Source organism: Congregibacter brevis (assembly GCF_045689245.1).
In the GTDB taxonomy this organism is placed as follows: domain Bacteria; phylum Pseudomonadota; class Gammaproteobacteria; order Pseudomonadales; family Halieaceae; genus Congregibacter; species Congregibacter brevis.
In genome coordinates, this window is record NZ_CP136865.1 from 1,480,848 (window position 1) to 1,495,385 (window position 14,538).

Here is a 14,538-nt window from a genome sequence, read left to right on the forward strand (position 1 = left end):
CAGCTTCTCGCGATTTTTCTTTGTGCCCTAGTTGCAGTAAAAATCGTCAATTTTTTCAGATGAGCCGCTATGGCAATAGTCCGGCCATCCGTGCCGCTGCCATGTGCGGGTAAAACCCAAACGGTTCGCAAACTCGGAAAACTTCGCATCCTGGGTAACTCGCTGGGCGTCGTTCGGTATCAGCCACATAAAGCGCAGGGGGCTCGCGTTGAGTAAGAAAGGGCGGTCAACATACGATTGCAGGTACATCTGTGTTTCGCCGACTGCCTGAAGCACCCCAAAGAGATAACTACTCATGGGTATGCTCGAGTCTTTGGCGATATTCATGACGATAGATCGTATTCGGTCTACTGCGGCTTGATCTCCAAAGGCATAGATACGACCAAGGTCGTCCCATTCTCCTGGTGAAGTCAGGGCGGCCGGGTATCGCGACTTAATGACTGCGGGCAGTTGTTGCCAGCACTCGTAAGACTCAGCGGATTGGCCTGTGCTTCCCAGATGCACACATCGTAGTAGTCCCGCGGGAGCGAAGCCCAAAGAAGCGCTGCGAGCGATCAAAGCCATGCCCTCATCTACATCACCGAGATGAATTTTCGCCTGACCTAAGTTGAGTAGGCCTAACGTATCCGTGGGATCCAAGAGCAGCCCTGCCTCAATCATCGCCGAACCTAAGGACACGTAACCCAGCGCTAGATGATAAAAACCCCGGCGAATAGCAAAAAATGGCTGATTGGGGGCGGCCGCGTAAGCGCGCTCTATTGCCTCGAAGGAGGCATCGAAATTCAGGTCGTAGTCATGGAGCAGGGCGTTCACGTAATGCCCCATGGCGATATTGCTGTCATTCGCCAATGCTTGTTTTACAGCAAAGCGGGCCATGCGTAAGTGGTCGCTGGAGTCTTGTTTAGGGTCTGTAATAGGCACAAATAGGTGCGATCGTGCTAACCAGGCCCAAGCGTCGGCAAAATTGGCATCGCGCTCTACCGCTTGGCCCAGAAGATCGATTGCGGTCAGTTTTGCCTGACGTCCAAAGCGCCTGGACATCTCGCGGCCTTGTAAGTACAGCTCGTAGGCCTCGCGATCTTCTGTTAGTAGCCGCGCCAGACGACCGGTGGAAGGCTGAGTCGCCGCCGGACTAATTTCGTCAGCGATGGATCGGGCCACGGACTCTTGGAATTCAAATATGTCATTGAGGCTGCCGTCAAAAGTTTTTGACCAGACGTGGTAACCGTCGGAGACCCGAACGAGTTGCGTCGTCACGCGCGCTGTATCGCCCTGTTTACGCACAGAACCCTCTAGTAGAAAATTTACGTGCAAGGCTTTGCCGATTTCTTCAATGCTTTGATCGCCATCTCGGTAGGCGAAGGAGGAGGTGCGTCCCGCAACGCTGAGTTCCTCTACGGTAGCGAGTGCGTCTAGAATCTCCTCGGCGAGGCCGTCAGAAAAGTACTGCTGGTCGCCGTCAGGGCTCAAATCTGTGAATGGGAGTACCGCAATAGAGTGATCCGGTGAGTTGTTTACGATGGTTGATGACGCTTCGCCTGGTAGCGTTTCCTTTGAGCTGGGCCCCGTGAGATTTATTCCCCACAATAGGAGACCGCCGCATGACAAAATCAGGCAGGCTAGCGTCGCAAGTCGGAGGTAGCTGAATCGCCCAAGTGTGGGGCGTGGTGTGTTTGGGTCGGGGGTAATCGGTTGCACATTGGCTATCAAGCGATAGCCGGTTTTGGGCACGGTCTCGATATGCTGGTGCTGACCGCGAAGGTCTCCCAGCGCTTTGCGCAGCAAAGAAATTGCTCGAGACAGGCGTTCTTCTCCGCCAAACCTGCTCCCCCAGACGGCCTCGATAAGATCGTCGCGAGTAACTACTTCACCAGCGTGATCGATTAACACGCGCAAAACGGATAAAACCTTGGGTTCCACCAAGTATTCTTCTGATGCTCTATTGATGCGCATGGACAGCAAGTCCACATCGTTATCGCCCACTCTAAATTTATAAAAAGTGGGGTCAGTGCGTTGTGAAGGAGGGTCGTTGCTTGCCTGATTATCGATCAAAAATACCGAGTTTCGTCACTCTGATGGCATTCGAGGTTGGAGCAAAAGTCATTTGAATTCAAGGCCTAAGCTAAACCTAAGAAAAAACTAAAGGATTCCTGCAGTAATTCACATCGCCCAGAAGCACCTTGGATTCCTCATCAGCTTACTGCTGGTGCAACGCTAACTTTAAGAGGAAAAAACATGCGTCGCAGAATAGATAGAAAACGCTCTTCACTGCTTATCGACGCCGCGACGGCGATACTGTTGCTTACGCCTCTAGCGCTAAACGCTAGCGACGTTGAAGTGGCCGCCGAAGAAGTCATCGCTCAGTACGTTGAGATGCCGTTTAGTCATTCGCAGGAGGGTTGGCGTAAAACGGGCATTAGTCTGCGATCTGGGCAATCTGCCACAATAATAGGAGACGGATCCGTAAATTTGGGACTGCCTGTTCCGGCCTCTGCATCTTTGTTCCTGTGGGCTCGCATCGGTGAAGACGGAGATGTATTCAACGTCGCTAGTGATACCTATACCTTTGTCGCGCAGGCAGCGGGCGAATTGTATCTTGCGGTCAGGCCTGCCGGCTTTTACTGGACGGATCGCCGGGGAACCTTTCCCGCAGATTTTGGTGGTGTTCCCAAGTACCCCGTGGATGCACAGGCGGAGGTGTACCTTTGGCGCGGCGAGCCTGAGACAGCGCTGACGTCGATGGCAGACACAGATGATGCGCGGTGGCAGCTAGCGTTGAGTCGTTACACGGATGCTCCAAAGCTTCCCGATGAATTTGAGTATCTTTGGTATCTGGGACAGTCATCCGTGTTTGAGACCTACGAGGACTCCACTCACGTTGGGGTTCGCGCTACGCCCAGTAACGACGCAGGAATCATTCGTAAGGCTTTGGATATACCGCTCAACGACGAGACTCTGTTTTCGTTTGACTGGTTGTATGAACAACTCCCTGCTAGAGGTCCGGAGACGGAGGCGCAGTATCACGATTACCTGAGTATTGCCCTGGAGTTTGACAACGGCCAGGACCTTACCTGGTTCTGGAGCAGTCATCTTGAAGCGGGTGAGGAGTTTACCTGTCCACTGCCGTGGTGGGATCAACGAGAGACTCACATTGCTGTTCAATCAGGAGAGGCGGGCCTGAGCACCTGGCATAGCCACACCCGATCGGTGCTGCAGGATTATCAGTCTGCGGTGGGTGGTGAATTACCCGGACGCATTGTTGGGGTGTGGGTGATTAACTCGGGTGTTTTTGGCGACAAGCCCGGTGAAGCGATCTTTGCCAATTTGAAAGTTCGTAACGGTGATGCGGTCACGGAGGTTTTTAGCCGCAAATGAAGAGGGTGCCCGACAACATCAATCAATAACGACGTTACTGACAAGTAAACGCTTGAGGGCCGACGGCATGCACACGTGGTCCGCAAGCAAGGGCTCCACACTACTGACTGAAACGACCAGCCGTGCATTGTGCGCACGGCGTGCTGATGATTTGGGGTGAGAGTCCCTGGCGCTTGTAGGTATTCATGGCCGGGTTTTGGCTATGTGAGCCACTCAGGTTGTCACCAGGGGAGGAGGTCCACACGGTGCTTAAAGAAAGACTTTTCCTAATCTCGCGAATCAGCGCGTTCATCTTTCAGTATTTGAATGTCTGCAATGAGATGGCTGACTGACGTGTTGTTTAAGCCGTTGTATATGCCGCGAATGTTTCGGTTGTGATCAATGAGTAACAGATTTTCTGTATGCAGAAAGTCATTCTCGGCCTCCTTGACTCCCAAGTCGGCGCTCGCAAAGTAAGCGTTTTTCGCTATGCTATAGATGTCGCTTTTATCGCCCGTCACCAAGTGCCAGTTATCACTTCGGATATCATTTCGCTCAGCATAGTCTTTAAGAATCTCAGTGGTATCTGTTGTTGGCTGTATGGAGTGAGACAGAATTCTTACCTCATTATCACCTAGAAATTCGTTCTGCACGCGCGATAGTTTCGACCTGATAGTCGGACAAATACCCGGGCATGTAGTAAAGAAAAAGCTCGCGACGTAAATCTTATTGTGAAGCGTTCTCTCCGTTACCGTGCGGCCTTCCTGATCCGTAAAACTAAAAGAGGGAATTCTGTGGAAGCCCTTAAGCTCTTCGCTCTTCGAGTCGAGCCAATGAGGAGTAAATTCTGCACTGTTGTAATAAGGTAGCTGACTGTCGGCAGCCGCGGTGAGCGAGCAAAAAAATGCGGACAAAAATCCCAGTGCCAAGGTGATAACGCATCGCCGCACTTGGCAATTTCTATAGGTAGTCAACTGCAATTTTTTCATCTTTGAGTCCAGAGCACATATTCGAATTATTCAGGCCGAAAACTCGTCCATTTCGAAATTCGTGATTAGCAAATAGCGCTCCATTCTCGCGCCATGCCTGTTGTAAGCCAGCAGTACGACCATCGCGGTAGTTCAGCTTCTTGAAAATTTCACCGCTTTCGTACCATTTGAGCAGGGCACCATCGAGCTTGCCGTTGACATACTGAGACTGGCTTTTGAGCTTGCCATTAGGCCACCAACTCCGATGCGTGCCGGTAGGTGTTTCTCTGTCATAGAAAGACTCTTGGCTCAGTGCTCCACTCTCGAACCACCGGGAGCTTCGTCCATGCCAGCGCCCATCCTCGAATTGTTCCAAAGTAGCTAGCTGACCAGACGGATGATATGTCACCGCATCGCCGCTGAAGATTGAGCCTTGATACATGCGATTACCCGTTGACCGCTCGATAGAGACCAGCGATTTATCTACGACCAATCTATTGGTCTGCTCGTCGTCAACGAAAGCTGGTGCTAGCGTCGCGGCGACCACTAAGAAAAACATAGTTAGGCCATACGCCCACATCGTCGAAGCTTTCACTCATCAGCTTCCTTCTACTGGCGTGCCTTGATAGTCGCCAGGGAAGAGATAGTGCATGCCCTCGAGGCCAGCTGCTTCCTCAAAAATATGATAGTGGTATTCTTCAATTCCGTTAGAGTATTGCGTCTGTGTAACGTGACCTCCTGATGCATCTAACTGACCTGCAGTTGCTGCCGTCTCGCCGCCCAGCGCCCAACATCTTCTTCCAAAGAGAAAGAAACCATCGGCTATAACGCCAATTAAGCTATCGTCATCGTTTGATATGCTTGCTTTTGGCTCAAGATGATAGTGATAAACGGATGGCCCTATATGCGCTCCATCGTTGTCGAGACCCTGAGCAACGCCTCCCCCCACAACCGTGTTTCCTCCTTCGTACTGGTTGAAGACATAACTTCCGCTGACGGCGTAGCCGACAATGCCGAGGCTTGTCCCTGTAGAACTTGGGGCTTTCTCTGGCTTTACCGGCAAGGAAACTGTCACATCGTTAGCATCGGATTCCTCCAGTCGATTGCCCGTCATACGCGCTGCCTGCGCTTCTGTCGGTGCTTCATACAATGGGTAACCTTCGGTCCAATAGGTACTTACGTGATTAGGTAGCCCGTCAGTTTTGAGAATGACGTTGCACCCGTCACTAGACAGCGCGATCTCGACATTGGAACCAAAGTATAAGTAGGCATCGGGAAGGCCGGTATCGCAGCTTGCGACCGTTGGCGTATCTGGCGTATCTGGCGTATTTGTCGCGGCGTCTGTTGGTGTATCTGCCGTTATCTCTGCTCCTGATGTTCCCCCGCCTCCGCCGCAGGCTGCGAGAGTAGAAAAACCGAGTACCAAAACAATGTGAACCTTAGACTTTGACATACATACAACCACCACGATGGTTACTGGACAAAGTGATGCTAAGTCACGACTCTGCTTACAATGTGCAGTAAAAAAGGATATTCCGTGGAGATGTTTCCATGAAGCAATTTGATAAAGCCCTTGGCATGGATGCGTCTATCACGCGTAGGGACTTTCTCGGCTCTACGCTTATAGGAGCCGGGGGGGCTCTGGTAGCGGGCGCTTCTGGCCCTGTGGCTTTTGCCGCAGGTGCAGGCGTCGCCTTTGACCCCTGGACCGGTTTTGGCGGCGTTGGCGATTACGCGAGCTCCAACGGCAACACGGTCGCCGTGCGCGATGCGGCGCACCGAGTTCGCGATGAACATCTTGGGAGCGAGGCGCAGGATACCGGGGAGATTTACGATCTGGTCATTGTTGGCGGCGGTTTCTCTGGTCTGGCGGCCGCGTATGAGTTTCAGCGTCACGCGCCCGGTAAGCGCTGTCTGATTCTCGATAATCACAATATGTTTGGCGGTGAAGCGCGCCTAAACGAATTTGACGTTGGCGGGCATCGGCTCTATGGGCCCCAGGGGTCGAACGGGTTTTTGCCGCCCCAAGCTAACAGCACGCTGTCTGACGAAGTCTGGCGGGATGTTGGTATGCCAATGAGCTACGACTTTGCCGAGCAGGGTGGTTCGGGCAAGCGACTACGCTCCGCCTGGGATAGCTACGATGCCATGTATTGGGGGCAGGAGCACACCGACACTGGCCACTACTTCAAGGGCTCGGGATGGGTGAGGAATGTGTGGGACGATGATCTCGCGCGGGTGCCTTGGGACGCCAAATTGCGTGCCGATATGCTCCGCGCGTTCAAAGGCAATGAGGTTTTTCACTCCAGCGACGGCCTAGAAGCGTGGCTCGACAGTATGAGTTACCACGAATATCTCAACGGTGTTATGGGGCTCGATAAGCGGGTCGCCGCTTACACAGATCCTATCCTTGCGATTTCCAATTACGGAGTCTGTGGCGATGCCGTAAGCGCGTACGGCGCATATCTGCTTGGCCTTCCAGGCATGAAAGGCTATCTGCAGGCAGACAACATTGATTTTGATGCCGTAAAAATCATGAGCTTTCCAGGCGGCAACACTGTCTATGCCCGGCGCATTGCGCAGCATCTGATTCCCGGCTGCTTAGGCGACGACGATAGTTTTGTGTCGGCACTTAAAGGTCGCGTGAATTTCTCGGAGTTGGATGCCTCCGACCAAGCGGTTCGAATCCGTCTTGGAGCTACAGGTTTCCGCGTGACTCACGCTGGCAAAGATCGTGTTGTGGTCAATTATCTGCAAAACGGCACGGCCTACAGTGTGCGGACACGCACTGCGGTAGTCTCTGCTGGCGGTTACATCGCGCGCAAGCTTGTTCCAGATATGCCGCAGGATATTCGCGATGCCTATGCGGACTTTAATCATGGTCCAGCACTCGTGGTAAACGTCGCGCTTAACAACTGGCGTTTTCTGCAGAAGATTGGCATCACCGCGGGCCGGTGGTATGACGGCTTTGGCTTTTTCGGATCAATAAGAGCGCCTATGAGCATGCCCGGTGCGACTCCGCCGTTCGATCCTGACAAGCCTGTTGTTATGACGTTCTACGTGCCTTTTCTTCATCCCGGTTATGACACGCGCACTCAGGGTAATCTGGGTCGAGCTGAGCTTTTGGGTAAGAGCTATGCGGATTTTGAGCGACAGATCCGAGAGCACATGAACACCCTTTTTGCGGGCGGTGGTTTCGATGCTCGGCGCGACATAGCCGGTATTGTTCTCAATCGATGGGGCCATGCCTATGTGTCTCCCCAACCGGGTTTTTACTACGGAGGCAGACAGGGAGAGGGTCTCGCCGCGCCGATTAAGGCAGGCTTTGATCGCATCTTTTTTGGGCATTCGGAGTTGGGGTCGCGGATGAACTATCGCAACGCGATAGCTGAGGGTGGACGTGCGGGTAAACAGGCAGCTTTACGCCTGTAGAAGTCCCCGTCTTCTAAAACAGTTCGACTGGTTGCACACAATAAGTACATCTGTCACATTGAGTGCCGATGATAAACCGATCGCGCAAATGGATTCTTACGCTTGTGGGTGCCTTGTTCTTGGCTTCCCAGGCGATGTCTGCTTTGCATGAAACGGAGTTCCCCCAAGGGCCCCACGAACATAATGGTGTCACGTGTTTGGCGCCAATGCTTGACGCGTCTGGGGTGTTACCGGCTTCGAGTGTTACTCCACCTCAGCGGTTGAAACTCCGTGCTGTGGTTCAACTTCCATCCGATCGGATTACGCTGCGGCGACGATATTCGCTGCTCCCACCGCCCACGGGCCCCCCGCCAGCAATCTAAAACGTCGTCTCTTTTACTTGATTCGCTATGAGGGCGGCAGCCTACTGCCGCGCCCTCATTTCTTTATACGTTTTGTGGATTGAACATAATGAATTCTTACGCTATTCGACCGGCCGCGCTCGCTGTTGCTGCGGCTCTTTCATCTTTTTATTCTTTCTCATCAACGGCGCAGACAGCCGCTAACGCTGATTCCGAGACTACGCTGGAGGAGGTGTTTGTCCTCGGTGATCGTCGTGCCTATCAGGGTAATTTTGATACTCTGGAAAATCCCTCATCTGTGCAAGTCATGGGTGAAGATCTACTCCGCGCAGCTGGTGTGCTTAATCTGAATCAGGCTCTGGATCTCTCGGCGTCGGTTGCTCGGCAGAACAACTTTGGCGGTCTTTGGAACAGTTTTTCTATTCGTGGCTTTTCCGGTGACATCAACCTTCCTAGTGGTTTCCTGGTGAATGGATTTAATGCGGGCCGGGGTTTTGCCGGTCCCCGTGATATGTCGGGAATCGAGTCCGTCGAGGTACTCAAAGGTCCTCGCGCTGCATTGTTTGGTCGCGGTGAGCCCGGCGGTACCGTGAACCTGGTGACGAAACGGCCTGAATTCGAAACTCAGGGCGAGCTGCGCGCGACGGTTGGTCGCTGGGATCAGCTTCGGCTTGAAGCCGATGTTCAGACTACTCTCGGCGCCAATGATCAGATTGGTATTCGTTTGGTGGGGTTCACCGAAGATGCAGAGAGCTTCCGCGAGACCGTCGAGACCGAGCGCGTGGGTCTCTATCCGTCTGTGACCTGGAGAGTGTCGGACGCTACTACCGTCACCTACGAACTTGAGTACACAGAGCAGGAAGTCCCCTTTGATCGTGGTGTGTTGTACAGCGAAGATTTCGGATTTAGTCCCCGAAGTACGTTCACGGGGGAGCCAGGCGACGGGCCTATCGAAACACGCGTACTGGGTCATCAGTTGGAGTTGCAGCACAACTTCTCATCAAACTGGAGTTTGCTGGCGGGGCTTGGATACCGCGACACGACCTTTGAGGGTAATGCATCAGAAAACAACTTTGGTGGCCGGCAGACGTATTTCCGCGACGGCAGAACTATCTCGCGCTTCTTCCGTTATCGTGATTTTGACTCAGAATATCTGGTAGCCCGGGCAGAGCTTGCCGGGCAGTTCAATACCGGCGGTCTCCGACACCGTCTCATTGTCGGTGCTGACATGGACCAGTTCGAAAACAGCCTCTTTATTCTGCGTTATCGTCCGCCGTTTCCCGGACCGGATTTTGAAGTGAGCGATTTCGATCCAGAAACCTACTTGCTTCTTGACGCTTTTGATCCGATCTATGGGCAATACCCCATTCCTACTCCCGGGCCGAATACCGATAGGGTTGAAGAGCTTGATGGCTTTGGTGTCTACATTCAGGATCAGATAGACCTCACTGATCGTCTGCAGGTGCGTTTGGGTTTGCGCTGGGATGATTTCGAACAGAGCCTCACTAATCAGCGAGCAGTCCCTGCGACTACGACCGATACTTCAGATACGCGTGTATCGCCCCAGTTGGGTGCGGTTTACATGATCAACGACGGGCTCAGTCTGTATGCATCTTATGGTGAAGGCTTTAGGCAGCAAACCGGTTCTGACTTTCAGGGCAATCAGTTCGATCCCAATATCACGGAGTCTGCTGAGCTTGGCTTAAAGATGGATATGCAGCACTTCTTTGATGGTGTGGCGGGATCACTTACGCTGGCGGCATTTCAGGTGGACCAGAGTAATATCCTGGTCAATGACGACCGTCCTGCGGCAGTCGCAGCGGGCTTTTTCTCTCGCTCAGCAGGAGAGGCGCAAAGTCGCGGTATAGAGCTGGATGCAAGCGTCGATTTTGAAGGCGGTTTGAGCCTGTGGTTCTCCTACGCCTATACCGATGCCGAGTTTACAACCACCGCTCCCGATCCTGACTTTGGTGCGGTGATCGAGAAGGGCGATCCGCTCATTAACTCGCCAGAGAACCAGCTTAACGTGCAACTGACGCAGAGCTTTTCTTTGGCGGGTATGCCGGCGCAGTTAGGTGCGGGTGTTCTATACACGGATGAGCGCCTGGGGTGGACGGGTTTTGATTTTACCTTGCCTAGCTACACAACAGCGCGGTTCTTTGGGCAGATCGAGCCGATGCAAGGTATTGCGGTACGCTTCGACATTGATAATGCCTTTGACGAAACGTTCTACACCAACTCCTTTGCTGATGTATGGGTGGAGCCCGGTATGCCACGTCGATACCGCATCAGTGCTTCTTACGCGTTTTAAACCTACGCGTAGTAGATAGAGGATCTCTTTGACGCTACGAGCTTTCCGTTAAGCATTACCAAACATGACTTGGTGATTCGGAAAGTTCGTAGCGCTCATTGAGTGACAGAGTCAGAGTGCTCGCTCGTTCAGAGCTCGCGCCCAATGGGGTACACCCCGTAACTGCTTTTACCGTAGCCGGATCGGTCCTGAAACCACCGCAAGCGTGCCTTTGGATCCGCAGCGAAGTCGGGGTTGTTCGCGAGTTCTGCCTCGAAGCTATCGCGTAGCACCCCGTTTTTCGAAAGCATAGATTCCGCCAAGGAGACCACTATAAAGCGCTCCATATTGCCGGTCTTGTGATGCATCTGGGGGAAAAATCCCCAAGAGAACAGTGAGTCCATCGCCTCGGGTTCCAGCAATGACGCTGCGAGCAAACCCAAGGTTTGATCAGCGGACACTCTTACCGAACCCGCAGGCATCCGAACCTTTGTTACGGCATGCGATGCGCTTCCAGACACTTGTACCCGCGTATCGTATACGGGGCCCAATTCAAGGTCGTGCATGGTGATCGTATCGAGCTCAAGCTCGCGTGCGCTGTCGATGGTCTCGTAGACAATGCCGTGCACATCCATTAGCTCAATAACTTTTGTTTCTGATGCAGGAACCCACCAGGCCTTGGGTAGACTGACCTCGGCGACAGGGTGTTGGCCGGTAACAGGCAGGCTCCACGTTTCTGTACGTCCGAGGTATCGAATCTCTTGCTCTCCCGATACCGCTGATTCGTAACGCTCAAAGGCCATGCCCTTGAAGGATATTGTTTCCATCGGTTGCTCGTCGCGCTCCCAGCGCACCACTAACGAGTCGGGGCGGCGCTGTCGATCCTGCTCAATGGATGACTGTAGTCTGTCGAGATGTGTAGCGGCTGCGCGCAGGGCTCCCTCCATCATGGAGTAGGCGCCCAATACGCGCTGGCGATAGGGCTTTAGATTGTGCATTTCAACGAGCACCGTGGGCATGCGGATATGGTCTCCGTAACCGGTTGACCACCGGGGTCCTTCTCCGGATACGCGAAGACCTTTCTCGATTTCGTGGTAATCAATCGCGCTGGGGTAGAAGTGCGGGTTATGCCCCTGAGAGCGAAGAAATGTATTAACGCTGCTTTCGAATGGCCCATTCAGCCAGTCTGCAATGGCTTTAGAGTGCATGTATCGTCCCCAGGCCGCATAGGTGTAGGTCACGTCGTAGCCGTGATCAAAGCCGTCGGAGACATGCACGTCAATGTAAAGAATGGGATCCAGTTCCTGAATGAGGCCGAGCATTGCGCGGGTCTCTGGCGCATCAGCCTTTGCGTAATCCCGATTCAGATTGATGGATTGTGCTGTGTCACGTGTTCCATGGTTAGCCGGACCGCGGAGGTGCGCCGCATTAAAAACGCTTGGGCGCTCATGGCCGTCTACGTTGTAGATCGGAACGAATACCAGATCGACTACATCGATTAGTTTAGACTTATTACCCAGGCCGATGTCCCGAAGCAGCATGAGTCCTGCATCTTTGCCATCGATTTCGTGTGAGTGAATACCTGCCTGAATCAGTACGACGGGCCGCTGAACGTCGCCGTTGTCGTCTCTTACCGGTGTTGCCTTGATATAGAAGAGTTCGCGCCCCTCGGCCGAGTGTCCAAAGCTATGCAGAGATAGCTTTGGGCTCGCCTCCACTAAACGCTCCAACCATTGTCGCGTCTCTCGGTAGCTGGGCGTGAATTTGAAGTTGTCCTGCTCGGCGGGCGTTATCCAAGCGTCGCCTGGTTCCGCAATGAGAGCCTCGCTAGCACCAGACCAGGAAGCTACTGGTGGGAGCTCGGCACGAATCGTTGTCAAATCCGCAGCTATTCCCTGCTTCATCGGTACGAGGCAAAGAATGATTACTAAGCCCAATAGTGAGTTGAGACGATCGATGTGGATCACGTGCTGTCTCCGGAATGCGCGTTACTAGATGGATGCGCATTGTAGCGATACAGGCTCGCTCCATCACGAGCATCCCGCTCTCGGGTGGGAATGGTTGCCCATAAACAGGGTTTTGTTGTTAGAAGTTTTAATGATTTATTGCGAATGATAATTAATCGTATTAACATCGAAAGCTTGTAGCATAGCGCTGAAAAAGAGACGTGATGATGAGACTGAGGTTTCTGTGCCCACACCACCGCAATTCGTTGCAGCGGAGTTCCGCCGAGGCTTACCAGTTTTGGATAGATTGCGAGGCGATGCTGGCGGGTAGCGGCGGAGAGCTTGGCCCTGATCACGTTAAATTGGCGGGATCTGCCCTAGAGGCGGCTTCCATTTTTCTGCAAATAAGCGATAGCAGAAAGCCTCAACATAAAGAGAACTACCGTAGGTGCGCCGAAGTTCTGAGAGACATGCTAGTCCGGCTAGAACAACCACGGCTCGCCGCCATGGTGGTGGCCATTACAAGCACCTTAATCGTGCAAACCTTCGACGGCTTCGCTGATCAACCAGCAGCTGCAACGGCCTGCGGAGGGGTAGGGAGTGCCGATGCCACGATACAGAGATCACGACCCGATTGCTTAGCGAAGTACATGGCTTGATCGGCGGCAAAGATAAGATCTCTTGTGCCACGTAGCTTAGAGTCTGGGTCGAAGGTTGCGATGCCTATAGAGACCGTGACCTGAATGTTCGCGTCGCCCGCAGTAACAGTTCCGTCCCGCACGTAATCACAGACATCTTGTCCGAGAAGCATGGCGTCTTTTTCCGCTGCGTTAGGCAGAATGACGACAAATTCCTCGCCGCCATAGCGTCCTACCAAGCCCTTCTCGCCGACCAGTTCTGTAAACGCACTTGCAAGCCACTTTAGAACCTCATCTCCAGCTAAGTGTCCGTAGGTGTCGTTCACTTGTTTGAAGTGATCCGCATCAATGAACATCAGACTGAGTGGACGGTGAGTATTGGTAGAATCAATAAAAAGCCGATCTAATTCGGCGTGGAAGTGGCCTCGGTTGATGGCTCCGGTCAGACTGTCACGCTGCCCCTGACGCTCAAGCATCGACACCCGCTTTTCCAGTTGAGTAACTTTGTCGTCGCTGACGTCTCGCGACGCATCAGTCATTACCTCGAAGAGCTTCTCTTTTGAGGCTTCGAGCAATGCGATCGGCTCCTGGACGAGCTGTGCTTCAAAGAGCGCTTCGGCTTCGCGAACCGCATCGGCGATGAGCGGTACGATATTCGACTCAGTGCCATTGTTTTCGCCGCACACACCGTCGATGAGCCACACCATGCGCGCCGCCTGAAACTGATCGCCCGCCAACATCGCGTCGGCGAGCAGCCCTGAAATTGCGATACACCACTGATCTTTTCGAGAGCCAGCTTCCAAAGTGAGGGTGGCAAAGTCGTGACTGCTCGCCACTAGCTCGGTAATTTCTGAAGGGAGCTTCCACTGCTCAAGAATCCAGGCCCCCACCGCTGAGTGATCGCATTCGAACGCTGCTTTTTCCGCAGCGCACAGCGCCTCATGCGATGTTTCAGATAGTGTCGAGTAGGTTTGCGGTGCGGCTTGTGACAGCGCGAGCACACCTATGTCTTGCACGAGCGCGGCGAGGAAGCAGGCCTCTGGATCCTTTAAGCCCAGCTCCCGGGCGAGAAGTCTGGCGATAGCACCGCTGGCTACAGAGCGTCTCCACAGCGAAAGAAGGTCGATCTCGCTTTGCTCCTCGCTATTCGCTTTTACCGATAAGGAAAAGCTCAGGGCGATCATCATGGTCGACTTGAACCCCAAACGGGAAACTGCCTGAGATATCTCCACCGCTGGCTCGCCGCGGTAGTACTGCGGCGTGTTGGCGCTTGCGATCAATTTGGTGGCAATAGTGATGTCGTTGCGAACGATGTCGATAATATCCGACAAGCCGTAGTCTTCTTGGGAGGAAAGCTCAATGATTTGTGCGGCTACCGTGGGAAGCGTCGGTAGGGTTTTACATGCGGCCAGGGCGCCGTGTAAGTCGCTATTCATGTCGCTGGGTGCTCTTTTTTCCGGTTGATCCAAAGAAGGCATTTATTGCGGGGAGCCAGACTATCGTGTTTCTCTAAAAAGTGTTCACGAATTTATGAACAAAAAACGTGAACCCTTTTTGGGGGAGGGTGGG

General features: G+C 53.3%; 9 protein-coding genes. 3 read left to right on the plus strand and 6 right to left on the minus strand.

Going from position 1 to position 14,538, the window contains the following annotated elements; all coding sequences use genetic code 11:
- Window positions 1-27: 27 nt before the first annotated feature.
- Window positions 28-2,052, minus strand: coding sequence for a winged helix-turn-helix domain-containing tetratricopeptide repeat protein (locus tag R0137_RS06520; RefSeq protein WP_407329467.1), 2,025 nt, complete (start codon window positions 2,050-2,052; stop codon window positions 28-30).
- Window positions 2,053-2,235: 183 nt separating this feature from the next.
- Between R0137_RS06520 and R0137_RS06525 the strand changes: the two genes are divergently transcribed.
- Window positions 2,236-3,375, plus strand: a complete 1,140-nt coding sequence (locus R0137_RS06525) for a DUF3047 domain-containing protein (RefSeq protein WP_407329469.1) — start codon at window positions 2,236-2,238, stop codon at window positions 3,373-3,375.
- A 266-nt stretch (window positions 3,376-3,641) separates the two neighbouring features.
- On the opposite strand, the gene R0137_RS06530 is transcribed toward R0137_RS06525, so the two are convergent.
- Genes R0137_RS06530 through R0137_RS06540 form a run of 3 tightly spaced genes read right to left on the minus strand, consistent with a single transcriptional unit; the run spans window position 3,642 to window position 5,775 of the window.
- Window positions 3,642-4,304 carry an SCO family protein gene (locus R0137_RS06530; RefSeq protein ID WP_407329470.1) on the minus strand — a complete coding sequence of 221 codons (663 nt, stop codon included), beginning with the start codon at window positions 4,302-4,304 and terminating at the stop codon, window positions 3,642-3,644.
- 10 nt (window positions 4,305-4,314) lie between these two features.
- Entirely contained in the window at window positions 4,315-4,917 is a 603-nt protein-coding gene (locus R0137_RS06535) for a toxin-antitoxin system YwqK family antitoxin (RefSeq protein WP_407329471.1), read from the minus strand.
- 3 nt (window positions 4,918-4,920) lie between these two features.
- Window positions 4,921-5,775 (minus strand): YHYH protein, encoded by an 855-nt coding sequence (locus tag R0137_RS06540; RefSeq protein ID WP_407329472.1) that lies wholly within the window; start codon window positions 5,773-5,775, stop codon window positions 4,921-4,923.
- A 98-nt stretch (window positions 5,776-5,873) separates the two neighbouring features.
- On the opposite strand from R0137_RS06540, the gene R0137_RS06545 reads away from it, so the two are divergent.
- Together R0137_RS06545 and R0137_RS06550 are read left to right on the plus strand one after the other, a co-directional pair.
- Window positions 5,874-7,754 (plus strand): NAD(P)-binding protein, encoded by a 1,881-nt coding sequence (locus R0137_RS06545; protein ID WP_407329474.1) that lies wholly within the window; start codon window positions 5,874-5,876, stop codon window positions 7,752-7,754.
- A gap of 450 nt (window positions 7,755-8,204) precedes the next feature.
- Window positions 8,205-10,406 carry a TonB-dependent siderophore receptor gene (locus tag R0137_RS06550; RefSeq protein WP_407329476.1) on the plus strand — a complete coding sequence of 734 codons (2,202 nt, stop codon included), beginning with the start codon at window positions 8,205-8,207 and terminating at the stop codon, window positions 10,404-10,406.
- Between the two features lie 128 nt (window positions 10,407-10,534).
- Here R0137_RS06550 and R0137_RS06555 read toward each other — a convergent pair whose 3' ends face one another.
- On the minus strand, window positions 10,535-12,352 hold the full coding sequence (locus R0137_RS06555) for a M14 family metallopeptidase (protein ID WP_407329477.1): 1,818 nt from the start codon (window positions 12,350-12,352) through the stop codon (window positions 10,535-10,537).
- 541 nt (window positions 12,353-12,893) lie between these two features.
- On the minus strand, window positions 12,894-14,405 hold the full coding sequence (locus R0137_RS06560; protein WP_407329479.1) for an HDOD domain-containing protein: 1,512 nt from the start codon (window positions 14,403-14,405) through the stop codon (window positions 12,894-12,896).
- Window positions 14,406-14,538: the final 133 nt, after the last annotated feature.